The sequence below is a fragment of the Labilibaculum euxinicum genome (assembly GCF_963678175.1).
GTDB classification, from domain to species: Bacteria; Bacteroidota; Bacteroidia; order Bacteroidales; family Marinifilaceae; genus Labilibaculum; species Labilibaculum euxinus.
Genome location: NZ_OY782756.1, coordinates 280,508 through 304,037, shown reverse-complemented (window position 1 = coordinate 304,037; position 23,530 = coordinate 280,508). Strand labels below are relative to the sequence as shown.

Annotated in this window: 25 protein-coding genes; 5 read left to right on the top strand and 20 right to left on the bottom strand. The window is 36.3% G+C overall.

Annotation, left to right across the window (positions count from 1 at the left end; translation table 11 throughout):
- Together ACY0M5_RS01390 and ACY0M5_RS01385 are read right to left on the bottom strand one after the other, a co-directional pair.
- Nucleotides 1-2,337 (bottom strand): tetratricopeptide repeat protein, encoded by a 2,337-nt coding sequence (locus tag ACY0M5_RS01390; protein ID WP_461630571.1) that lies wholly within the window; start codon nt 2,335-2,337, stop codon nt 1-3.
- 68 nt (nt 2,338-2,405) lie between these two features.
- A complete protein-coding gene (locus ACY0M5_RS01385; protein ID WP_461630570.1) occupies nt 2,406-3,770 on the bottom strand; it encodes a UDP-N-acetylmuramate--L-alanine ligase in 1,365 nt (454 codons plus the stop codon).
- Between the two features lie 111 nt (nt 3,771-3,881).
- Here ACY0M5_RS01385 and ACY0M5_RS01380 point away from each other — a divergent pair, with 111 nt between their 5' ends.
- Nucleotides 3,882-4,724, top strand: coding sequence for an MBL fold metallo-hydrolase (locus ACY0M5_RS01380; protein ID WP_124993523.1), 843 nt, complete (start codon nt 3,882-3,884; stop codon nt 4,722-4,724).
- Here ACY0M5_RS01380 and ACY0M5_RS01375 read toward each other — a convergent pair.
- From ACY0M5_RS01375 to ACY0M5_RS01325, 11 genes are all read right to left on the bottom strand, one after another.
- A complete protein-coding gene (locus ACY0M5_RS01375; RefSeq protein WP_124993522.1) occupies nt 4,717-5,052 on the bottom strand; it encodes a hypothetical protein in 336 nt (111 codons plus the stop codon). The two genes, ACY0M5_RS01380 and ACY0M5_RS01375, sit on opposite strands and share 8 nt — an antisense overlap.
- A 30-nt stretch (nt 5,053-5,082) precedes the next feature.
- On the bottom strand, nt 5,083-5,526 hold the full coding sequence (locus ACY0M5_RS01370) for a hypothetical protein (protein WP_461630569.1): 444 nt from the start codon (nt 5,524-5,526) through the stop codon (nt 5,083-5,085).
- A complete protein-coding gene (locus ACY0M5_RS01365; RefSeq protein ID WP_124993520.1) occupies nt 5,519-5,977 on the bottom strand; it encodes a hypothetical protein in 459 nt (152 codons plus the stop codon). Before ACY0M5_RS01365 ends, ACY0M5_RS01370 begins: the two co-directional genes overlap by 8 nt.
- Nucleotides 5,978-6,009: 32 nt before the next feature.
- Nucleotides 6,010-6,519: a thioredoxin family protein gene (locus ACY0M5_RS01360; protein ID WP_461630568.1), complete on the bottom strand. Its 510-nt coding sequence runs from the start codon at nt 6,517-6,519 to the stop codon at nt 6,010-6,012.
- A 91-nt stretch (nt 6,520-6,610) separates the two neighbouring features.
- Complete coding sequence (scpA, locus tag ACY0M5_RS01355) at nt 6,611-8,767, bottom strand: methylmalonyl-CoA mutase (protein ID WP_124993518.1); 2,157 nt, start codon at nt 8,765-8,767, stop codon at nt 6,611-6,613.
- 142 nt (nt 8,768-8,909) lie between these two features.
- Complete coding sequence (locus ACY0M5_RS01350) at nt 8,910-10,775, bottom strand: methylmalonyl-CoA mutase family protein (RefSeq protein WP_461630567.1); 1,866 nt, start codon at nt 10,773-10,775, stop codon at nt 8,910-8,912.
- A 208-nt stretch (nt 10,776-10,983) separates the two neighbouring features.
- Nucleotides 10,984-12,033 carry an endonuclease/exonuclease/phosphatase family protein gene (locus ACY0M5_RS01345; RefSeq protein ID WP_461630566.1) on the bottom strand — a complete coding sequence of 350 codons (1,050 nt, stop codon included), beginning with the start codon at nt 12,031-12,033 and terminating at the stop codon, nt 10,984-10,986.
- Between the two features lie 51 nt (nt 12,034-12,084).
- Entirely contained in the window at nt 12,085-13,215 is a 1,131-nt protein-coding gene (locus tag ACY0M5_RS01340) for a class II fumarate hydratase (protein ID WP_461630565.1), read from the bottom strand.
- Nucleotides 13,173-13,484 (bottom strand): hypothetical protein, encoded by a 312-nt coding sequence (locus tag ACY0M5_RS01335; protein ID WP_461630564.1) that lies wholly within the window; start codon nt 13,482-13,484, stop codon nt 13,173-13,175. Before ACY0M5_RS01335 ends, ACY0M5_RS01340 begins: the two co-directional genes overlap by 43 nt.
- Nucleotides 13,485-13,526: 42 nt before the next feature.
- Nucleotides 13,527-13,868, bottom strand: coding sequence for an arsenate reductase (glutaredoxin) (gene arsC / locus ACY0M5_RS01330; protein ID WP_101310007.1), 342 nt, complete (start codon nt 13,866-13,868; stop codon nt 13,527-13,529).
- A gap of 502 nt (nt 13,869-14,370) precedes the next feature.
- A complete protein-coding gene (locus ACY0M5_RS01325; protein ID WP_461630563.1) occupies nt 14,371-15,057 on the bottom strand; it encodes a toxin-antitoxin system YwqK family antitoxin in 687 nt (228 codons plus the stop codon).
- Nucleotides 15,058-15,137: 80 nt separating this feature from the next.
- Here ACY0M5_RS01325 and ACY0M5_RS01320 point away from each other — a divergent pair, with 80 nt between their 5' ends.
- The gene (locus ACY0M5_RS01320) at nt 15,138-16,307 is read left to right on the top strand and encodes a C10 family peptidase (RefSeq protein WP_461630562.1); all 1,170 of its coding nucleotides are present in this window, start codon (nt 15,138-15,140) and stop codon (nt 16,305-16,307) included.
- A gap of 178 nt (nt 16,308-16,485) precedes the next feature.
- The gene (locus ACY0M5_RS01315; RefSeq protein WP_461630561.1) at nt 16,486-17,685 is read left to right on the top strand and encodes an IS256 family transposase; all 1,200 of its coding nucleotides are present in this window, start codon (nt 16,486-16,488) and stop codon (nt 17,683-17,685) included.
- Between the two features lie 131 nt (nt 17,686-17,816).
- Here the strand turns inward: ACY0M5_RS01315 and ACY0M5_RS01310 are convergent, their stop codons facing one another.
- The 4 genes from ACY0M5_RS01310 to ACY0M5_RS01295 form a co-directional block, all read right to left on the bottom strand.
- The gene (locus ACY0M5_RS01310) at nt 17,817-18,530 is read right to left on the bottom strand and encodes a toxin-antitoxin system YwqK family antitoxin (protein ID WP_461630560.1); all 714 of its coding nucleotides are present in this window, start codon (nt 18,528-18,530) and stop codon (nt 17,817-17,819) included.
- A gap of 5 nt (nt 18,531-18,535) precedes the next feature.
- Complete coding sequence (locus tag ACY0M5_RS01305) at nt 18,536-18,766, bottom strand: toxin-antitoxin system YwqK family antitoxin (RefSeq protein WP_461631699.1); 231 nt, start codon at nt 18,764-18,766, stop codon at nt 18,536-18,538.
- Nucleotides 18,739-18,861, bottom strand: coding sequence for a hypothetical protein (locus ACY0M5_RS01300; RefSeq protein ID WP_461630559.1), 123 nt, complete (start codon nt 18,859-18,861; stop codon nt 18,739-18,741). The genes ACY0M5_RS01305 and ACY0M5_RS01300 overlap by 28 nt, the downstream gene beginning before the upstream one ends.
- 85 nt (nt 18,862-18,946) lie before the next feature.
- Entirely contained in the window at nt 18,947-19,174 is a 228-nt protein-coding gene (locus tag ACY0M5_RS01295) for a hypothetical protein (RefSeq protein ID WP_461630558.1), read from the bottom strand.
- Nucleotides 19,175-19,252: 78 nt separating this feature from the next.
- Here ACY0M5_RS01295 and ACY0M5_RS01290 point away from each other — a divergent pair, with 78 nt between their 5' ends.
- Entirely contained in the window at nt 19,253-19,459 is a 207-nt protein-coding gene (locus ACY0M5_RS01290) for a hypothetical protein (RefSeq protein ID WP_461630557.1), read from the top strand.
- A gap of 37 nt (nt 19,460-19,496) precedes the next feature.
- Here ACY0M5_RS01290 and prfB read toward each other — a convergent pair.
- Both prfB and ACY0M5_RS01280 read right to left on the bottom strand, forming a co-directional pair.
- Nucleotides 19,497-20,595 (bottom strand): peptide chain release factor 2 gene (prfB, locus tag ACY0M5_RS01285; protein ID WP_461630556.1). Its coding sequence is split into 2 segments (ribosomal slippage): nt 19,497-20,531 and nt 20,533-20,595, totalling 1,098 coding nucleotides; the frame shifts between segments, so codons are not numbered across the junction.
- A gap of 356 nt (nt 20,596-20,951) precedes the next feature.
- Complete coding sequence (locus ACY0M5_RS01280; RefSeq protein WP_461629731.1) at nt 20,952-22,112, bottom strand: IS4 family transposase; 1,161 nt, start codon at nt 22,110-22,112, stop codon at nt 20,952-20,954.
- 206 nt (nt 22,113-22,318) lie between these two features.
- On the opposite strand from ACY0M5_RS01280, the gene ACY0M5_RS01275 reads away from it, so the two are divergent.
- On the top strand, nt 22,319-22,837 hold the full coding sequence (locus ACY0M5_RS01275) for an outer membrane beta-barrel protein (protein WP_461630555.1): 519 nt from the start codon (nt 22,319-22,321) through the stop codon (nt 22,835-22,837).
- Nucleotides 22,838-22,926: 89 nt separating this feature from the next.
- On the opposite strand, the gene ACY0M5_RS01270 is transcribed toward ACY0M5_RS01275, so the two are convergent.
- Entirely contained in the window at nt 22,927-23,526 is a 600-nt protein-coding gene (locus ACY0M5_RS01270) for a hypothetical protein (protein ID WP_124993508.1), read from the bottom strand.
- Between the last annotated feature and the right edge of the window lie 4 nt (nt 23,527-23,530).

The window sequence follows — 23,530 nt, the reverse complement described above, 5'->3', positions numbered from 1 at the left end:
TTATTGATCTTCTATTTTAGGAACGGAGCCCATTAATTTATCTGATTTAGGAATGGTAATGTAAAAACTACTTCCTTTTCCTTCTTCACTATCTGCCCATATCTTTCCGCCATTTTTCTCAACGTATTCTTTACAAAGCAACAAGCCAATTCCAGCACCTTTTTCCTGGGCAGTTCCTAATGCAAGGTAATTATTATCCAAACGGAATATTTTGTGAAGATTGGTTTTACTCATTCCCACTCCTTCATCAGAAATATCCAATTCTACCCAATATTTCTTTTCCCGGGCCGAAATCGTAATTTTCCCTTCACGATAGGAGAATTTTATTGCATTGGAGAGCAGATTTTTAAATACTTCGCAGATAGCTGCTGTGTCTGCGTATGCTTTGGAGGTACTGTCTAAATTAAAAATAATCTTAACATTTTTCTCAACAAGTTGTTCTGAAAGCTTTGTTAAACTATAATCTAAAAGTTCTTTCACATTAAAAAGGCGAGGTGAAAATTTTGTTTTTCCGGACTGAGAGGCTGACCATAGTAAAATATTTTCAACAAGATCATAAGTTTGGAAAGACAAGTCTCTGATATTTTTCGATAAATGCTTTTGTTCTTCAATTTTAGCCTGATCAAAACTATCAAGAAGTTTTGAACTCATAAGCTTCATATCAATAAAAGGGGTTCGTAAATCGTTAGAAATAATATTGAATATTTTGTCCTTAGTAAGATTCAAATCTTTAAGTGTCACTTCAGTCTCTTTTAATCTGGAGTTCATTTCTTCCAGTTCATCATTCTTTTCTGTTAAGGCTTGCGTAGCTTCCTTTCTAATTTTGATGTTCTTGTTTGCGACATAACCTATTATTCCTGCAAGTATTATTAAGGCTATAAAAAGATAGATTACGATGGTTTGCTGACGATTGTAAGCTTTTAAGCTCTTGATTTCATCTTTATTTTTCGAAATCTGATAATTAGCCTCAAATTCAGATATTTTATCTTTATCAATCTGATCTATAATACTGTCGTATTGGGTACTCGAGTATTCACGGAAGTATTCCAATGCTTTCTTATAATCTCCTTGGTTCGAGAAATACTCGAACAAATTCTCCGATGCAATTTTTTGCAGGCTTCTGTCTTTGCACAGATTAGCATGATCAAATGCTGAAAGCAAATAGTCTTTGGCTTCCTCGCTTTGGTAATATTTCATTAATATTTCTCCAATGCTGTTCGAGGAATATGCTATTCCTTTGTTATTTCCTATTCTGCGGTGAAGACTAAGTGATATTTTATGATATTCCAGACTCTTGTCGAAATTATTATAGCTTTCGTATAGATTCCCAATTAACGAAAAGACATTTGCCTGTTCCTTTTGATCATTAATCTCATCGTAAATTTTTAAGGCTTCATTGTAGTTCTTTAAAGAAAAATCCAATTCATTTAGATCCTTGTATACCGTTCCTATATTTTTGAGAGTAGCGGCAATAAATATTTTATTTCCTATTTCTTTTCTTATTTCAAGAGATCTGTTGTAGTTGGCCAAAGATTCATTGAAATTGCTTAATCTCCAATATATTCCTCCAATATCATTTAGCGAAAATGCAATAAGGGTTTTGTCGCCTATTTCTTCTCTAATTTCAAGAGCTTTGGTGTAATAATCGAGTGCTTTGTTTGGTTTATTAAGATTCTTATACACATTCCCGAGATTGTTGAGAGAGGATGAGATGTCCGATTTGTCGCCTAAATCAGATCTTATTTCCAGAGATTTAAGATAAAATTCTAAGGAGTTGGCGTAATCCTTTTTTAGCCAAAAAACACTTCCGATATTATTTAAAGTGTAAGCAACTTCTTTTTGAGTTCCATTTTTCTCCCTTATTTCAAGCGACCGGTTAAGATGAATCAGGGCTTCGTCGTATTTATAGAGTATTTTATATATTTCTCCAATGTTATTCAACGAACTGGCAGTTCCTTTCAGGTCATTAATCGTTTTTCGGATTTCCAGAGCCTGTTTGTGGCAATCGAGCGCCAGTCTAAAATTGTTAATCCGACGATATAAATTTCCCAGATCATATAATGAAGCTGATTTTTCAGCAGGATCTGCAGAGTTGAGAATGACAACTTCTTTTGCGTAGTCGATACTTTTGTCAGGATCTATATCAATATATAAACGCGATAGTTCTTTAAGTAAACCAATTCTTTTACCACCTTCAGTACTTTTTAATAACTCTTCGGCCTTCTGAATTTGAACCTGAGTTTCGCCCAACACAGCAGTTGTTGGGAAAATCAGAAGAATTAAAAAAAAATATTTAAGCTTACAAAGCATAACAGTCCTGACTTTGGGGTTCATCATACCGTAAAAATAGTATTAATTTATCTTTCGGCAACATAAAGAGATTTGAAATAGTGCACTTTAGCTTATTATGTATTTACTATAATGTTTTCGGCAAGATGAGGGAGGTTTACACCTGTAAAGTTTCCCGAACTCATCAATAAAACATTTGTATTCTTAAAATCTATTGAAAGTAAATCTGAGATTAGTTGATCTGAATTAATATATACTTTAAGATTAGTTCCTCCAAACGCTTCTTCTACCTGTTTGCTGGTTATTGGTTCCAGTTTTTTGTGTTCAATTGTTTTCGGATCAAAATACACAAAAGCCTGATCAGCCATACTCATTGTATTTTTATAATGAGGTAGAAATTCTTTCTTCAGGCTACTGAAAGTATGAAGTTCCATACAAGCAATCAATTTTCTATTCTGATATTGCTTTTTTACAGCTTCGGTTGTTGCCTTTAATTTAGAAGGAGAATGAGCAAAATCCTGAAACACACTGCAGTTATCGCTTTCAGCCAACTTTTGCAGGCGACGGGCGGCTCCGGAAAAATTTTGAATCGATTGGTAAAAATCAAGGTCTTTTATTCCAATACTTTTACAGATATGATAAGCACCCATAAGGTTTTGTAAATTATGCTCCCCAAATATTTCAAGAGCAAATTCGTTATCATCTGTAGTTAAAATGGTTTGGTTGTTTTCCAGTCTGAATGGATGTGTATTGTATGGAATGTAGTTTACATCATCTCTTCTTTTAGTGAGAATTTTTTGAATGTGCTCGTCCTCTTCAAAATAGATTAAACTCCCATTGGGCTGAATAAGATTTGTGAATATCTCGAACTGCTCAACATAGTTTTCAAAAGTTGGAAAAACATTGATGTGATCCCAGGCTACGCCGGTAATTAATGCGATATGTGGATGGTACAGATGAAATTTTGGTCTTCGGTCAATTGGAGAAGACAAATACTCATCACCTTCGAAGATTGCGATTTTAGCTTCTTTGGTCAACTTAACCATGGTTTCGAAGCCTTCAATTTGAGCACCTACCATATAATCAAAATCAATATCATTTTCTTTAAGAACATGCATAACCATTGATGTTGTAGTTGTTTTTCCATGGCTGCCACCAATTACAATTCTGGTTTTGTCTTTTGTTTGTTCGTAAATGTATTCCGGATAAGAGAAGATTTTTAAGCCTAATTCCTGAGCTTTTAAAAGTTCCGGATTATCAATACGGGCGTGCATTCCAAGAATAATAGCGTCGAGATCAGTATTTATTTTTTCAGGAAACCAGCCCCATTCTTTTGGCAGTATATTGTGTTTTTCCAAACGTGATTTTGAGGGGTTAAAAATTTCGTCATCAGAACCTGAAACAGTAAAACCTTTTAAATGCAATGCTATTGCAAGATTGTGCATGGCGCTGCCGCCAATTGCTATAAAATGTACTCTCATTGGTATTCGCTTTTAAAAATTGTATTTTTGATCTGTATTGAATGAATAGGTCTGTAAAGCTGTATTTACAGTGCAATTCAAGATTAAAGATAACATATTTACTTAAAAATAATGGAAATATATAATATAGAAACAGGCAATTTTAAGTGCGATGGAGGTGCTATGTTCAGTGTGGTTCCAAAACTTCTTTGGAGTCGAAAATACCCAAGCGATGAAGATAATTTGTGCAATTGTGCAATGAGAAGCATGCTTGTTGTTGATGGGGAGCGAAAAATACTAATCGATAATGGTACCGGAGATAAGCAAAGTGCTGAATTTTTTAAACATCATCATTTGAATGGAGAGGCTGATTTATTGTCTTCTCTTGCGAATATTGGTTTTCAGCCAACAGATATTACAGATGTGGTTTTTACTCATTTGCATTTCGATCATTGTGGTGGTGCCGTAAAGCATAATGAAAAGGGAGATGGTTTCGAACTGGTTTTTCCGAATGCCACACATTGGGTGAGTAAATTACAATGGGACAATCTCAGAAATCCAAATATTCGTGAAGCAGATGCCTATTTTCAGGAAAATATTGTTCCAATAAAGGAGGCTGGAAAATTGAAGTTTGTAGAGAAAGAAGGAGAGTTGTTTCCTAATTTCGAAGTGAGGTTGGTTAATGGTCATACCCCAGGTCTGATGGTTTCTATTATTAAAAATGAAAACTTTACCATTGTGTTTGCCGGAGATTTTATTCCTACAACGGCTAATGTTCCTGTAAAATGGTTGGCCAGCTACGATTTAAATCCAAAGGCATCTTTGCATGAGAAGGAGGTTTTTCTGAAGGAGGCAGTGGAGAATAATTATATCTTATTTTTTCAGCACGATATAATAAACGAGTGTTGCAGTTTGGTGCAAACTCCAAAAGGTGTAAAAGTTGACAAATGTTTTTCGCTTACTGATATTATATAACACTGAATTCGCTTTGGTATCCGTAATTTGCCAAAGTCTGCTCGATAGTTATTATCCTTTGAAAGATCGTTTTTTTGGTTCCAAAATCCTTGTAGGATGAATTGAGTGAGTGCAAATAATACTCCAGTACACGAAGCTGTGTGGTAAGAGTCGAAGTTTCAAATTTCTTTTCCAGATCAAGATGCTTAATGCCATGTTGATCCATTAATTCCTGCACAAAATATCCGGCTCGATTAATCCTTTTGGAAAGATTGAGTTCATTGTGGATATGTAAAACCATAATACTGGTCAGAAGTGCGAGGAATACAATCACAAGTAGTGCTGACATAGTGTAAGGATTTGTTTAATAAAGATTAACTCACCCGTAGTTTACGATGGACTTTTGAAAAAGTTTTAAAGTGAAAAGGATTAATGGTCTGAAGGCCAGATAAAAGCCTATTAGGGACAGTGTGATATCCATTAAAATAGTAGGTTTTATCAACGGAAATTTATCGTTAATCAAAGAAAATGATAAGACTCTAAAAATAAACTGAAAGGCAAAAAAAAGAAAAATATGTAAGCCGTAAGGATTGAATGTCTTAGCCAGTGGAAGATCACCTCGCACAATTGCAGAGAAGCTTCGTGACAGACCGGTAGACGGACTTATTTCGTTTGTAATTTGGGTGTAAAAAGAAGGTATGGGATGATTGCATTCTTTAGGAGAAAACAGAGCAGAATAAATAAAAATGCAAAGAATAATTCCGGCTAAAGAGAGGTTAATTATTTTGTAATTCTGTTTAGCCGAATATTGAGAATTACTCATTATCAATTTTTATTTCGATGTTGATGCTGTCTGTTTTAATATGAATTGAATCCACACAAACTTCATCAAGTTGTTCTTCCAGCTCTTGCAGGGCATCTTGTAAGTCAGCATTTTGAGTAGACTCATCAATCACTTCTTCGATTGCGTCTTCTACAAAACCTTCTATTTGATCTTCGCTTAGGTTAGCAATACCAACAACAAATATCAGCCAAAGCGATGCAACTAAAACCCCGATAATAGAAACGATTAAAGCCGCAATATTAATTCCACGAGCACCATTATCTTTGTTTGCCTGACTTAGTCCGACTGCACTTAAGACGATCGCAATAATTCCAGGTACAATTGCAATAATTCCTACACAGGGAATAAATCCTATCATGAAAGTTATAATACCAAGTATTAATCCAATTATTCCTAACGTTTGTCCGGCATTTGTGCGCTCTTGTTCCATGATTGAGTTGATTAGTCTAAAGCATAAAGGTACTAATTTTTTGAGATTATTAGTAAAAGATCTTTTTCCAAAGATTTTTTCGGACTTTCGATAATCCTACCAATTTCCTTGCTATTTCGGTAGATGATAGCCGTTGGAACATTGGTAACCTTATTGGCTTTTGCATCAAAATCCGGTGAAGATTTGCCGGAGTCTAAAGCATTCATATTTAATTGATCGAACGGAAAATTTATTTCTTCCAGTATTTTGATGAAACGAGGTACTTCTCTATGACTGTCGTGACACCATGAACCGATAATCAGGTGAATTGATATATCTGTTAGATTTTGTTCCCGAAGCTCATTTAGAATCGTTGTGTCCGGCAGATAAGAATCGTGCTCCGGAGTGTACCAAGGGGAACAAATATCTATGTTAAATGCATCTAAAGTCAGTTGTCCGAAAAGAATCTTCATCTTGATTCGGGAATCTTCTTTGGTTTGGTTTTGTGCAGAAATATTCAAAATTATTAATGAGAGAAAAAGAAGAATGGCTGGTCTTTTCATAAAGTTTGAAGTTTTAATTTAAGCTAAAATTTAGCACAAAAAAAAGACAGGAACATGATTCCTGTCTTTAAATATAATGATAATAAAAGAACTAGTCTTTGTATTGCTCAATTAGGATATCCAACATTTGGATAGCACATTTTGATACTTTGGTACCAGGACCAAATACACCAACAACACCAGCTTCGTATAAGAAATCGTAATCCTGAGCTGGAATAACACCACCTGCAGTAACCATGATATCTTCGCGGCCCAATTTTTTCAATTCCGCGATAACTGCAGGAACTAAAGTTTTGTGACCAGCAGCTAATGAAGAAACACCAACGATGTGTACATCATTTTCTACAGCTTGCTTAGCAGATTCTTCCGGAGTCTGGAACAAAGGTCCCATATCAACGTCGAATCCTATATCTGCAAAACCGGTAGCAACAACTTTACCACCACGGTCATGACCATCTTGTCCCATTTTTGCAATCATGATACGAGGACGGCGTCCTGTCATTTCTGCAAATTGATTTGCTTTTTCTTTCGCTATAGCGAAATCAGCATCTTGTCCTGATTCTGATGAATATACTCCTGACACGGTTCTAATTACAGCTTTATACCTACCACAAACTTTTTCACATGCATCTGAAATCTCACCAAGAGAAGCACGTAATTGTGCCGCTTTAACAGCAAGATCCAATAAGTTACCTTCACCTCCGTTTGCACAAGCGGTGATGGCTTCAAGAGCAGCTTGAACAGCTTTATCGTCACGGTTAGCACGAAGCTTAGCCAAACGTTCAATTTGAGCAATACGTACAGCAGTGTTATCTACTTCCAAAATATCCAATGGATCTTCTTTCTCCAAACGATATTTGTTGGTACCTACAATAGTTTGAGTGTTCGCATCAATTTTAGCTTGAGTACGTGCAGCAGCTTCTTCGATACGAAGTTTTGGAATACCGGATTCGATCGCTTTCGCCATTCCACCTAATTTCTCAACTTCTTCGATGTGAGACCAGGCTTTGTTTACTAATTCCTGAGTTAATGACTCAACGTAGTAAGAACCAGCCCAAGGATCAACAGCTTTACAGATTGTAGTTTCATCCTGAATGAAAATCTGAGTATTACGGGCAATACGTGCAGAGAAGTCAGTTGGCAATGCGATTGCCTCATCCAATGCATTGGTATGAAGAGATTGAGTGTGACCTAATGCAGCAGCCATTGCTTCGATACAAGTACGTCCAACATTGTTGAATGGATCTTGTTCGGTTAACGACCAACCTGAAGTTTGCGAGTGAGTACGCAATGCCATCGACTTAGGATTCTTAGGATTGAATTGTTTTACAATCTTAGACCATAGTAAACGACCAGCTCTCATTTTAGCAATCTCCATGAAGTGATTCATTCCGATCGCCCAGAAGAAAGACAAGCGAGGAGCGAATGTATCAACATCCATACCTGCAGCAACACCTTTTTTCAAGTACTCCAAACCATCAGCAAGAGTATAAGCCAACTCGATATCAGCGGTAGCACCTGCTTCCTGCATGTGGTATCCAGAGATAGAAATGGAGTTGAACTTAGGCATGAAATTCGAGGTAAATTCGAAAATATCAGCAATAATTTTCATTGAGAAATCTGGTGGGTAAATGTATGTGTTACGCACCATGAATTCTTTTAGGATATCGTTTTGGATAGTACCTGAAAGTTCTTCCAGTTTAGCACCTTGCTCTAAACCTGCAACAATGTAAAAAGCCAATACTGGAAGTACTGCTCCGTTCATTGTCATTGATACTGACATTTGATCCAATGGAATTTGATCGAAAAGGATCTCCATATCCAAAATAGAGTCGATAGCAACCCCTGCTTTACCCACATCACCAATCACACGTGGATGATCTGAATCATAACCACGGTGAGTAGCTAAATCGAATGCTACAGAAAGACCTTTCTGACCAGCAGCAAGGTTACGACGGTAGAATGCATTTGATTCTTCAGCAGTAGAGAAACCTGCGTACTGACGAACTGTCCATGGACGTAAAGGATACATCGCTGAATAAGGTCCACGTAGGAATGGAGGTAAACCTGAAACATAGTTAAGGTGCTCCATACCTTCTAAATCTTCCTTGTTAAAAGCTGTTTTAACAGGAATTTGTTCTGGTGTCATCCACGATTTTTCAATGCCGTTTTCTTTTTCCCACTCCTGAGAAGTAGCAGTTGATCTTGAAGATGACTTGATATTTATATCTTTAAAATTTGGTTTCATTTCTTTTTAGATTTTAGATACAAGATTTTATATATGAGATGATTTACACCTTAGATTTAGAATCCTGAATCAATTTTTAGTAATCTAATATTGATTTTTAATATTTTGTGAGATCTAAGATCTCACGTCTCATATCTCAAATCTATTTAATTCCTAACTTGGCTTGGTATTGTTTCAAAGTTTCAAGAACGTTCGACTTCACGTTAATAAAGTTCTCAACACCCTTAGCTTTTAGTTCATCAGCACATGCCGGAGCACCTGCAACAACGGTAACAGCTTTTCCTTTAAGAGCTTCGTAAACTTCAGGAACGATAGTTGCATACTCATCATCAGAGCTGCAAACAACAACAATCTTCGCGCCTTTTTCTGTTACGAATTTTACACCTTCTTCTACTGATTTAAAACCGTTGTGATCTTCAACATCAAATCCGGCACAAGCAAAGAAGTTACAAGCAAACTGAGCACGGGCTTTACGCATGTTTAAGTTTCCGATAGGGAACATCATCACTTTAGGACGACCATTTGTTTTGCTGTAAATATCTGTTTTGTTACGAAGAGTTTCGAAAGCCTGAGCACCACGATATGGTTTAAGAGTTTCGCAAACAGCATTCGCTGCAGTTTTATCTGCAGGAGCAAGAACAGCTTCAGGAAGAGCGTCCAATACTTCTCCAAAATTTGGGAATTGGTTGGTTCCTAAGAAATTCTCCTGGCGTGTAGCAATTTGGAAATCACGTTTCTGTGCAGTTGCTTTGATTGTAGATTGAACGAATCCTGCTTTGAAGGCTTCCAGGTATCCACCTTTGTCTTCAACAGTCAGGAATAGTTTCCAGGCTTCGTCAGCAATTGATTCAGTTAATGATTCAATATAGTATGAACCTGCAGCCGGATCAGCAATCTTAGCCAGGTGCGATTCTTCTTTTAGTAATAATTGTTGGTTGCGGGCAATTCTCTCAGAGAAAACAGAAGATTCAGCAAATGCAGAATCGAAAGGTTTTACTGTAAATGAATCAAGACCACCTAAAACAGCCGACATTGATTCTGTTTGAGTACGCAGCATGTTCACATAAGGATCGTAAACAGTTTTGTTCCATTCTGAAGTTTCACCATGAACATTCATTTTGCAAACTTCTTCGTTTGAAGCACCAAATGCTTTCACGATGTTTGCCCATACCATACGTCCGGCTCTCAATTTGGCAATCTCCATAAAATATTTAGAGCTGGTTGCAAAATTGAAACGGATTTTTGGAGCTACCTCATCAACTGAAAGACCTGCATCAATCATTTTGCTTAGATATTCAGCTCCAGCAGCTAAAGAGAAACCTAATTCTTCAACAATTGAAGATCCTGAGTTGTTGAAAAGACTTCCGCCTACTGCAACAACTTTATAGTTAGGAAGAGTTTTTGCTGCTTCGATAGCTTCTTTTAAATAATTAAAAGAACTTTCTTCTGACTGACAGAAGTTACCAACAGTACTGAATCCTGAAAGAATATCGATAGAAACCCCGCCATTTAATTTATCAAGAGCGATACCTTTTTCAGTTGCAATTGCCTGTAGGTTTTTAATTAATTCAACAGAACCGTGAGATTTTTCGAAGTTGATTTCAACACAATCCAGAAAAATACCATCCAACAAAGTTGCTAATTCATCTTTGCTTAGGTCTTTCCAATTCAATACGAATCCAATTGAGTCGATACCTTTGTTCAGAACATCAAGAGCTTTTTCGTTAGCTGCTTTTACGTTTTCTACAATAATATCCTGACGAACCAACCAGTCGTTATTGTCTTTTTTATTACCACGAACATAAGGAAAATCTCCAGGATAGGTATTCATGAAGGCTTTGTCTTCCATGTTCTCCAGTCTGTAGAAAGGCTGCACATTGAATCCTTCATTAGTTCTCCAAACCAACTTTCTATCAAAGTCAGCACCTTTAAGATCTTTAGTGATTTTGTCAATCCACTCTTGTGTAGATTGAGGAGCAAAGTCACTAAAAAGTTTATTATCTGCCATAACTGTAACTGTTTAAAAATTAGAGCCTAAAAATAAGGCCTTTTTATCATTTAAGGAAGGTTTTAAAAATGTTCTTAATCATACTTTTAAAACACGTTCGAATTAGGAATTATTAATAAAATAGGATTTCCGGTCAAGTAAAAATGGAAAAAGCTGGAAGTAAATAATGAGTTAAGATCTTATGACTTACCCATTAATAATTTCTGACTCATAATTTATAATTCACAACAATAGGGGCATGATCGGATACTTGCATCCATTGTTGAAGTGTATTTCCGCTATTTTGAACAAAGTGACCATTGGTAAACAAGTAATCTACCTTTCGGTTCCAGTACCCGTTTTTATCTGTTGTGTGCGAAAAATGTTTCGAATTGTTCTGTTTAAATTCTTCCAAAGGAATTGCCGCTTTATAACTTTCGTAAAAAGGCATCATCCATTCTGTTTCGGAGCTGTAATTATCCGCTTCAAAATCGCCGTCGGTGCATGCAGAATCGTCGAAATTGCTGGTTTGCTTACTAAACGGAGGAAGAGAGTTAAAATCGCCGCCTAAAATGAATGTTTGTCCTTTCAGGTTAATAGAATCGACGTAAGTCTTCAAAACTTTCAATTGTATTTTCTTGGTGTCATCTTTGGCATAGGCCGACAGATGAGTTGTTAAAAGTTTAATTTCTTCACCCTTGTGCTCCAGATTTATTTCCAGAATATTTCGTTTGAGATAAAAATAACGAACAATGAAATTTTGCGATTGAATAAGAGGCAGAGGAGTTCGTTTTGCATTGGTAAATTTCCATTTGGATAAAATGGCATTGCCCGAATCCATTTTTCCGATGCCGTCGCTGGGGATGTACTTGGCTTTCCATTGTGAGGCGTAAGCTGCATAATTAAAATCGGTATTGTCAAGCAGATATTGAACCTGATCAACAAAAGCACTTCGTTTTGCATTCACATCGGCTTCCTGAATAAACAGGATATCGGGGTTTACTTCACGGATTTTTTCAGAAAGAACGCTCATATTATCCAGCACTTCTGATTTTTCCATAATAACCCGGTCGCCATGACAATCGAAAAAGAAATCGATTCTTCCACCACCAAATTTAATGTTCCAGGTCATTACTTTTAAGGTATCCGGAAAGGCGAATTCTTGTTTTTCCAAGCTTTCGTATAAGGATACTTCGGTTCCGATTTCGGTTTGAAAAGGATCGCAGGCACTGGATATCAGGGATACTACGATCAAATATATTTTTCCTAAAAACTTCATCTTATTAGTGATTGTTGAAATTAGCATGGGGTGAAAAATTTCTTTTGTTAATTATTCTTTATCAGGGTGAATCATTTTGTTTGGATCCACCCACTTGTCAAATTCCTCATTGCTTACGTAGCCAAGTTCAAGAGCAGCCTGGCGCAGACTTTTGTTTTCAGAATAGGCTTTTTTAGCAATTTCGGCTGATTTTTTATATCCTATATGAGTGTTTAGAGCGGTTACCAACATTAGTGAATTGTCTAAATGTTGTCTGATTCGTTCCTTGTTGGAGAGAATTCCTTCCACGCAGTTTTTGGCAAAGGAATTACAGGCATCGCCCAGCAATTGAGCCGATTGTAAAAAGTTGTAAATGATTACCGGTTTAAAAACATTTAGCTCGAAATGGCCGCTTGATCCAGCAATGGTAATTGTTGTATCGTTACCCATTACCTGTGCACAAACCATGCTTAGTGCTTCCACCTGTGTGGGATTTACTTTTCCCGGCATGATTGAAGATCCGGGTTCGTTGGCAGGGAGAATGAGTTCACCAATTCCCGAACGCGGTCCTGATGCCATCAAGCGAATATCGTTGGCAATTTTCAGCAGCGAAACAGCCGCTTGTTTTAATGCACCATGCGATTCAACAATTGCATCGTGAGAGGCGATGGCCTCAAATTTATTTTTTGCTGATGTAAAAGGTAAATTGGTAAATTCAGAAATATAATCAGCCACTACTTCAGCATACATGTGCGGGGTATTGATGCCTGTGCCCACCGCAGAACCTCCAAGAGCAATTTCGCTTAAATGCTCCAGACTGTTTCGGATTGCCTTTGCTGCATGATCTAATTGCGAAACATATCCGGAAAACTCTTGTCCAAGACTTAATGGCGTTGCATCCATTAAGTGAGTTCTTCCTATTTTCACAACATCTTTCATTGCATGGGAATGGCGGGCCAAAGCATTTCTAAGATTTTCAATGGAAGGAATGGTGTGCTCCTGTAATTTTTTAAGACCGGCAATATTCATTGCCGTTGGAAATGTATCATTGGATGATTGTGATTTGTTGACATCATCATTGGGGTGAACGAATGCACTTTCTGTTCCTATTTGTAAGCCCATAAGTACCTGAGCTCTATTGGAAATTACTTCGTTTACATTCATGTGGGTTTGTGTGCCGGATCCGGTTTGCCAAATAACCAAAGGAAAATGTTCATCGAGTTCGCCCCTGCAGATTTCATCACATACTCTTGAATAATTTCCTTCTTATCAGCATTTAACACTCCCAACTGGTGATTTGTAAAGGCTGCCGCTTTTTTCAGATAAGCATAGGCTCTGATCAGCTCAATAGGCATAGAAGCTATGGGGCCTATCTGAAAATTCTCAAGAGAACGCTGCGTTTGCGCTCCCCAGTATTTGTCGGCAGGAACTTTAACTTCTCCCATTGTGTCGGACTCTATCCGGTATTTCATGATCTAAATTTGACTAATGAATCAGAAATCATAAGAAAGCAACTACAAAATCTCTTCTACATTTTCAGCAGGCACAGCGAATATTGCTTTGTGGTCTTTTACAACAATAGGGCGTTGAATCAGGTTTGGATATTCAATTAAGATTTTGATCCACTCATCGGCGTTAAAATTTTTCCCTTTAAAATCGGTTTTGTATAATTTTTCGTGAGTGCGGATAATTTCCCAAGGTTGTTTAGCCATTCTCATCAATACATCAGCAAGTTCGGCTTCGGTAAACTCATCTTTTAGATACAAACGAATTTCAGGTTCCAAGCCTTTGTCTTGTAAATATTTTAAACCTGCTCTACTTTTGGAACAACGCGGATTGTGATAGATTTTCAACATTTTTATTTCTGATTTACTATTTAATAAGTGATACAAATATACGGCTTTACAGATAATGGAAAGACAGATTTGAAGATATTCACCTATTTATTGCAATCCCTGGCTTTAGATGACTGAAAATTTGAAACCGGCTTACTTCCTGTTGTCAGATTATTTGTAAGGGCACACAAGCCCCCTTTTCGTAGTCTGAAAAATTATACTCGTCTGATCGGTTCGTACTTCCAGAATCCGGGAAATGCCGTTCGACTAAAAAGAAGGCTTTTCGGGTGCAGTAAAATGCCGTTCCACTCATCCGGTGAGCTTTTCATTTGGTAAAAAACAGCGTACGACCATTCAAATGTTATTTTCCAATTGTAGAAAACCCCCTTCGATCAACAGTACGGGCTTTTCTTGTACTGGAAATGTCCGTTTGACAAACCGGATGCACTTTTCTGCAGCAAGGGAAGGCCATTCTACTAAAAAAACATCAAACTATTTCGTGAACACTCTCCCATTTTACATTTTAGGGGTTTGTGTTATCTGTATTAATGACCTCTATAGGATATTCATCTTTTGTACGACCATTTTTAAACATGGCTTTTTGATTCACACTTCCATCTTCATTATAGGTAGTCCATTCTCCTTCTCTCACACCATTTTTGTAAGTCCCCTTTTCCTCTAGCTTTCCGTTTTTGGAGTACCAGTGCCATTCACCTTCTTGTTTGCCATCCTTATATGTTCCCTTTCTATTTGTGTTTCCATTCTCCCAATACCAGCTCTCTTGTCCTTCTTTTTTTCCGTTTTTATACTTCCCTTTGCCCCATAACTTTCCGCTTATAAAATAATCTTTCCATTTCCCCTCTTTCCTTCCATTTTCAAATCTTACTTTACTTGCTCTTTTACCGACTTTTTTAAGTTTTAAACGGGTTTTATACAATTCCCGGTTCCTGTACCAAATTTGCTCTCCTTGTTTTTTTCCGTCTTTATACTTTAGCTTGCAGAAGCTTCTATCCCAATTCGTGTATTCTGTCCACTTTCCTTTTTTTTTTCCATTTTTATATGCTCCAGTGGCAGCTAGCTTTCCATCTTTGAAATATTCTTCCCATCTGCCTTCCTTTTCTCCCTCTTTATTAAGCCTGTTTTTCTGAGCAAAGAGATTTGCTTGTGAGAATAAAAAAAATGCCAATAAAAAAGTGATATATGTTTTCATATTGTGATATTATGGTTAATTTTAAATGATCGTATAAATTATATTGCTAACTGTAAATAAAAACTACAAATTAAATGATTATGAGAAAAATTACATTATTTATTTCGTTATTATTTTTTCTTTTTTCCTGCGAAAAAGAAATGGATACTACTGTTGTAAATGAAAAATTAGATTCTGGTAACGACCAGAGAATAGAAAATGCTATTGGTTTTGTTAATGAAACCTTTGTTGAAAACAGTTCTAAAACAAAAAATACAAGAAGTATATTGTCATTGCAAAATATAGATACAATTTATCAAATTAAAAATGCTGATGACGAAACGGTTTTAAAATTAATATGTTTTAAACCTAAGGGCTATGTTTTATTGCATACACTGGAGGATGTTTCTACGCCTGCTGTTTTGTTTTATTCTGACAATAAACTAAATAAAAGCAATTTTAATCCGGTTTTAACTAATGTTATAGACCAGTTTGCTGTAAAATACGATGAATTTCACGAAGTATCAAACTTAAAAAGTAATCTAAAATCTGGATTGAGTGGAACTGACCCTATTTCTTTCGAAGATGTTATTGAAGAACAAGTAAATTCTCTGCTTGTAAATTTTAGATGGCACCAGTGGAGCCCATATAATGAATTTTTATCGAATTCTAGTCAGACAGGTAATCCTGCAGGATGTGTGCCTATTGCTTTGGGGCAGATAATAGCTTATAACAAACACTATGTTGGATGGACATTTGATTGGACAAAAATGGAATCTGAAAGCGTTGCTGCTCTCGACGAGTATTTTGAATTAAATTACTTGTTAAATCAGATATTTATTAACGTAGTGAAGAAAACAGGACCAAATGCTACTAGTGCAACCCTTTCAGAAGCAAGAAAATTCATGACAAATATTGGATATAATACGGAAATAGTATCAGTTTTTGATTATGAAAAAGCAAAAGTAGAATTAAAAGATAATAGGCCAATTTATGTTCAGGGAGTTGATAAGTTGGGAGATGGTATTAAGGGACATGCTTTTGTTTGTGATGGATACAAAATAATTGGAACTTATGTGATAAATAATGGAGTTAAACCTGTTAATCCTGCTTTTTCTACAAATTATGTACACATTAATTGGGGATGGAAAGAGGATACTTTTATAGAGGGATTTGATGGTTGGAGTTTTGCCGAAGGTTTAAATGTTACAACTACGAATGGGATTCATTTCTATAATGATCAAAATACGATGCTTTTATTGAAATTTTAAAGATATTGGTGAGATAAAATTTTGGACTTAATGAATAAGTGTTTGCGGTCATACATATTAGCAGTATCCCATAAAGTGTGTAAGTAAAGTTATTCTGATTTTTTCGGAGCCCTTTTCTAGCTCAAGAAAAAAATTGGAAATAACTTTACGTTAGTCTCATATTAAAAGCACACTTATTATGGAACCAAAAGATTTATTGACCGATGAAATTTTAAAGCAATTCAAAACAGGAAAACAGCTAAATGACTTTCTGATGCAGGTTCAAAAGCGAGGCATTGAGAAAATGCTCGAAGGGGAACTTGATGATCATTTAGGCTATGAGAAGCACGAAAAGGCAATAGCGCATAATTCTAGAAATGGCTATGGTACCAAGAAAGTGCGAACAAGTTTGGGAGAGTCTGAAATCATTGTACCCCGCGATAGGGATGCTAGTTTTAACCCAATGATTGTACCCAAGCGTGGCAGTATGGTTGAAGGTCTGGAAAATATCATTGTATCGTTTTATGCCAAAGGAATGAGCAACAGCGACATTGAACGACAAATTCGGGAACTCTACAATTTTGATGTTTCTGCCAGCACGATATCCCGTATTACCGATAAAGTAATTGGAGATATTGTTGCATGGCAAAACCGCCCGTTGGAACCGGTTTATCTAATCGTTTGGATGGATGGTATTGTCTTTAAGGTGAGGGAGAATTCTAAGATCATCAACAAAACCATCTACATTTCCGTAGGACTCCGAAGAGATGGACTTAAGGAAGTCTTGGGACTATGGCTGGGTAAAAATGAATCCTCGGCTTATTGGATGAGTGTTTTAACAGATATGAAAGCTCGTGGACTTGAGGATATACTCATTACCGCAACAGATAATTTAAACGGATTCACAGATACCATTCGAAACGTATTCCCACTGGCAACAACTCAAATCTGTGTGGTTCATCAGATCCGAAACACCTGCAGATACGTTGTATGGAAAGATAAGAAGGAGTTTACAATGGATCTAAAACTCATTTATGGTGCTCCTACTAAAAATGCAGCAGAGGCTTCCTTAGAGGATTTTGCCAATAAATGGAATTCAAAATATTCCTATGCAGTAAAGAGCTGGCGGGAGAATTGGGATGAATTGACTGCTTTTTTTGAATTTCCTCTGGAGATCAGAAAAATCATTTATACCACCAATTTAATCGAGAATCTGAATGGTAAAATCAGAAAGTATACAAAGAATAAATTGTCCTTTCCTTCTGATGATGCAGTAATGAAATCGGCCTATCTGGCCACAAGGGAAGCGACCAGAAAATGGACGATGCCGATCCAAAACTGGGGAGTGATACTTAATCAGTTTTTAGCTATATTCGAAGAAAGGGTCAGACTTAACTAAAGTCTAACCCTGGAAATAGCACTTACACACTTTGCGGGACAGTGTCTACATATTTTAATTAAAGAACCACCTTGTAATGGGGTGGTCTTTTTTATGGATCTATTTAGCCTGCAGACATGATTAGTCAATTTTCACTCCCCGACTAACAGAGGATAGTCATCTTTTGTACGGCCATTTTTAAACATGGCTTTTTGATTCACACTTCCATCTTCATTATAGGTAGTCCATTCTCCTTCTCTCACACCATTTTTATAAGTACCCTTTTCCTCTAGCTTTCCGTTTTTGGAGTACCAGTGCCATTCTCCTTCTTGTTTGCCATTTTTATAAATTTCCTTTCTATTTATGTTTCCATTTTCCCAGTAGATTTTGTGTTCTCCCTCTAGCTTTCCATTTTTATATACGCCTGTGGAAGACAACTTTCCGTTATTATGATAACTTATGGATCGCCCATTTCTTTTTCCATTTTTAAATCTTATTTTACCTGCTATTTTACTAACTTTTTTAAGTTTTAAACGGGTTTTAAAGAATTTTTGGTTTCTACACCAAATTTCTTTTCCCTCTTTTTTTCCGTTTTTATACCTTACTTTAATAGTGATATGATGCCAATCGGAATATTCCGTCCACTTTCCTTCTTTTTTTCCGTTTTCATATACTCCAGTTCCAGCTAGCTTTCCATCTTTGAAATATTCTTCCCATCTGCCTTCCTTTTCTCCCTCTTTGTTTAGCCTGTTTTTCTGTGCAAAGAGATTTGCTTGTGAGCATAAAAAAAATACCAATAAAAAAGTGAGTAATGTTTTCATTTTTTTTCTTAAAAAGTGTTTGTTGATGTTTCCTTTTTTATGCAATAAAATCAATCCAATACAGGATATTTATCTTTTGTACGGCCATTTTTAAAGATTGCTTTTTGGTCCACACTTCCATCTTTATTGTAGGTAGTCCATTCACCTTCTCTCACACCATTTTTATAATTCCCTTTTTCTTCTAAATCTCCATTTTCGAAGTAGAAAATCCATTCACCTTCTCTCACATCATTTTTATAAGTACACTTTTTCTTTAAATTTCTGTTTGCCCAATACGAGATCCATTCTCCTTGTTTTTCTCCGTTTTCATATACTCCTGTGGTTGATAATTTTCCATTATAATGGTAAGCTCTATATCTCCCCTCTTCCTTTTCATTTTTAAATCTTATTTTACCTGCTATTTTACCAACTTTTTTAAGTTTTAAACGGGTTTTAAAGAATTTCTGGTTTCTATACCAAATTTATTTTCCCTGTTTTTTTCCATTTTTATACCTTATTATCCGAAAGCTAATATTCCTATTCGTGTATTCTTCCCACTTCCCTACTTTTTTTCCATTTTTATATGCCCCAGTGGCAACTAGCTTTCCATCTTTGAAATATTCTTTCCATATTCCTTCCTTTTCTCCCTCTTTATTTAGTTTGTTTTCCTGTGCAAAGAGATTTGCTTGTGAGCATAAAAAAAATGCCAATAAAAAAGTGATAAATGATTTCATTATGGAATATTCTTTACTAAGTTTAAATTATATAAATAGATACATATGTTTGAGATGGTGAAAAAGCTAATTAAAAATAGAAAATTTGAAATTATAGGAGGGCTGCTTGGTCTGCTGGGTGGATTCCTTTACTGGAAATATGTTGGTTGTGTTTCAGGTACTTGCCCCATTCAGGCCAATTGGTACACAATGGTGCCTTACGGTTTACTTTTTGGTGTGCTGATAGGAGGGGTGTTTAAACCAAAACAAACAAAAGAGTAGGGATCTTGCATGCAAGATCCCTACTACAGGATATCTTTTATTTTTTATCTTCCTCGCTGAATTCCATTAGGAATGCTTTGATGAATCCATCCAAACCGCCATCTAAAACGGCTTGAACATTGGAAGTTTCGTGGCCTGTTCTTACATCCTTAACCAGTTTGTAAGGTTGCATTACATAGGAACGAATTTGTGAACCCCATTCAATTTTCTTTTTTGATCCTTCAATCTTGTCAGTTTCTTCCTGACGTTTTCTCAGTTCCAATTCGTATAGCTGCGATTTTAGCAATCGAAGTGCATTTTCACGGTTTCCAAATTGGGAGCGTGTTTCGGTATTTTCAATAATGATTCCGGTTGGAGCATGTCGTAACCGCACACCTGTTTCCACTTTATTCACATTTTGTCCGCCGGCACCGCCCGAACGGAAAGTATCCCAACTGATGTCAGCAGGATTTATTTCTATTTCGATGGTATCGTCAATGGCAGGATAAACATAGACCGATGCAAAAGTAGTCATTCGTTTGTTGGCCGCATTAAATGGAGAAAGACGAACCAAGCGGTGCACGCCATTTTCGGATTTTAAAAATCCGTAAGCAAAATCACCTTCAAATTCCAGCGTTGCCGATTTAATTCCGGCTTCGTCACCTTCCTGATATTCCAATGAACTTACCTTATAGCCATGCGCTTCACCGTAACGCAAGTACATTCGGTAAAGCATTTCGCACCAATCACAACTTTCAGTTCCACCGGCACCAGAATTTATTTTTAGAATGGCTCCCAGTTTATCTTCCTCTTTTCGGAGCATATTTCTTAGCTCAAGAGCTTCAATTAAGCTTTGTGTTGCTGCAAATTGCTCGTCTACCTCCTCCGGTGATGCTTCATCTTCCTTGGCGAAATCGAATAATATCTGAAGGTCGTCAATTGCTTCTTTTGCTTCATTGTAAGAATCTACCCAGGATTTAAGCCCTCTTACTTTTCGCATTTGAATTTCAGCCTCTTTTGGATTGTCCCAAAATCCGGGAGCCTGAGTTCTCAATTCTTCTTCCTGTATCTGAATTATTTTGGCATCAACGTCAAAGATACCTCCTTAACGCTTCCGTGCGTTCCGCTAAACTTTTTAGCTGGTCTGATGTGATCATTTTTGTAAATTATTAATTGAAGCGTAAAGGTAATAAACAAAGAGGAAGGAACAATTTGAAAAGAAGGTGTAATGTTGTTTTCAGAAAAAAGAAATAACACTTCGATGAATATTTTAAGATTCAGCTTTGCAAAAGGAAACAGAATTGTTTTGGCATCAACGTCAAAGATACCTCAGATCACTTTTTTTTTGCACTTCTGTGCTGTGTTCCGGTTAGTCTGAATATGATCGCGGAAAAGAAATGGGTTTGAATATGAGCTTGTTTCGTTTGTGTAGATATAGGTTTAGTATACAGGTAATAGGTGTTGATTTAAATTTGTTTGTCACTAGTGTCCCATTAAAATCGGGACGTTATTATTAATTAAACAAATTTGGCTCATTAAACCTAAAACGTTCTTTGTCATTTTGAAATTTAGTTCTCTCAAATAAGTCACGAAGGTGAGTTTTATCTGTTAAAGAAATACTCAGAATCTGCAAAACCTCATATGTACTTCTGTCAAGTTGCATGTCTTTTTGGACGATCGCCACCAAACAGTAAGTGCACATGGCAACGTAGATCTGAATCCGAACAGCATTTTCAGTAGTTCCCCAGAATTTCTTGATTTTCAGATGTTGCTTTAGCCATTTGAAGAAAAGCTCGACTTGCCAGCGGTTCTTGTAAAGTTCAGCAACTTGAAGTGCAGAAATGTGCATTGTATTGGTTAAGAATACAAGCTCACGCTTTTGTTCTTCATCCCAATATCTGACCAATCTAAGATGTTCTGGATAGTATTGCTTGGGATAAAATCCAGTCAATTCAATCGTTACATCTGAAAGCACATTCTTTGGCAATCTTCGTTTCCATTTGATTATCTTATATTGAAGGTTCTTCTTTGCTCTGACAACGAAGAAAGCTCCTATCTGATGAATCTTATACAACATTTTGAAGTGATTATATGCACGGTCAAATATGTAATATGAGCCTGATTCATAAGGAATTTTTTTCATTGCAGTAGAATCGTGCACAGAAGCTTCTGTAATGTGAAAGAAAGCGGGAATCTGTGTCTCTACATCATATAATGTATGCACTTTGATTCCACCTTTTTTCTTGCGAAACTTCGCCCACCAGAATACGGAAAGGCACAAGTCAATTGTCGTTGAATCAAATGCGTAGATATTGCCTTCAAGTTTGAAGATGTCAGAAACTCGTTTTAGTCTGGCTTCATTTACCAGATTGTAAGCATACTCTTCAAAAATGTGATAATCTCTGTCTTGATTGGCTCTGGCCAGAGATGATTTTGAGATATTCTTGCCCATACCCAAATGATAAGATTTGGAATGGTGAGCATCAAGAGCGACAATCAAATCTCTCAGACTTTCACGATTTGATAATTGCCCGAACATCAGAGCAAGCAATTGGTTCCAACAAGTGAAATGTTTCACGTATTTGTCACCTTCATACTTGCGAACGATGTAGTTGAACTTATTCCTATCAAGGAATGATGCTAACTGAGCGAAAACGTATTTATCCTTATGCATTTGCTAATCTCTTTAAGAATAGCAAAAGTGTAAATTGAAATCCGTTTAATCGAAAAAAGCCTGTAACAAACTAAATTTCAAATATTTCAAAGAACATTGTAAGACTTTAATGGGACAGTATTGTTTGTTTGTTTATTGTGAAACAATTAAATTTCATATTGTCTTCGATATTCGGAGTAAGTAATTTTAAACCTAAAACTAAAATTATGAAAAAGAAAATTTTATTTCTAATTGCTGTTGCCGTTATGATTTTTGCAGGCCTTGAAGCAAGTGCACAGATGAAATTGGGCGGAAATTTGGTTCTTGGAACTAAACTTTCTATTGATGATGACGGAAGTGAGGCTGCGGCATTTGGTATTGGAGTTAAAGGATTGTATGAGTTGAATGAATCATTTTCAATTGCTCCAGGATTTACTTATTTCTTCCCAAGTTCTCCCTCTGGTATAGATCTTACTGAATATGTGTTGGATGTGGATGCACATTATAATTTTGTAAAGGAAGAGACTTTAAAAGTATATGCCATAGGAGGTTTAAATTATTCTTATATCGATGCGTCGGTAAATTTTGGTGAGTTCGGAACTTTGTCAGGTTCAGATTCAAAAGTTGGTTTGAATTTAGGTATTGGGGCTAGAACAGGTGGTGATATTCAGTTTTTTGGCGATTTTAAATACAACACAGCTTATGAGAATGTTAACCTGGCTGTTGGTGTACTTTTTAATATTTAGATTGTAGTATTTTTTTGATTTTAAAATGGCCATTTCTTATGAAAGGAATGGCCATTTTTTCAGCTTATATTAGAATGTTGTTTTTTTACTTAGAATCCTCTTTGCTGAGCTTCCAGTTTTTGCATCTCGGTATTAAAAGTTTCTTTGAATTTTTCGTAATCGTAATCAACTTTTAACTTATCATCCTGCGATAATTTTTGGTTGATTGCTTCCTCCAAATCTTTTGAACTCATTTCAAGAGCAATGTATGTTTTGTATTTGTTTTCACCGGTTTTAGTTTGCTTCTCGCAAATTACTTTGATGTTGTTCAATTGTTGGTTAATCACCTCGCGGGTTAAACCTTCAAAACGTTCTTCAACTTGTTCAACATTATTTAATTCAGTTGAGTTCACGTAGTTGTCAATAGTTCCTTTAATTGTTGACTGAATTAGTGTCGCCAGTTCGGCACGTGCATTGGTGCCGGCTTTCTTTTTAGACACCATCTGATCTAAACTTTCGCCAATAGCAGAAGCTCTAAAATTGTTTTTATCACTTTGGTAATCTGGTCCGGTGCAATAAACTTCAATCAATTCTTCGCCTTGTGCTTTAGTACTAACTGCTTTTTCAGCCGATCCGCAAGAACTCATTCCTGCAATCAGTAAAATTCCTAATCCAAGGAATAAGCTTTTGTGTAATTTTCTTGTTTTCATATTT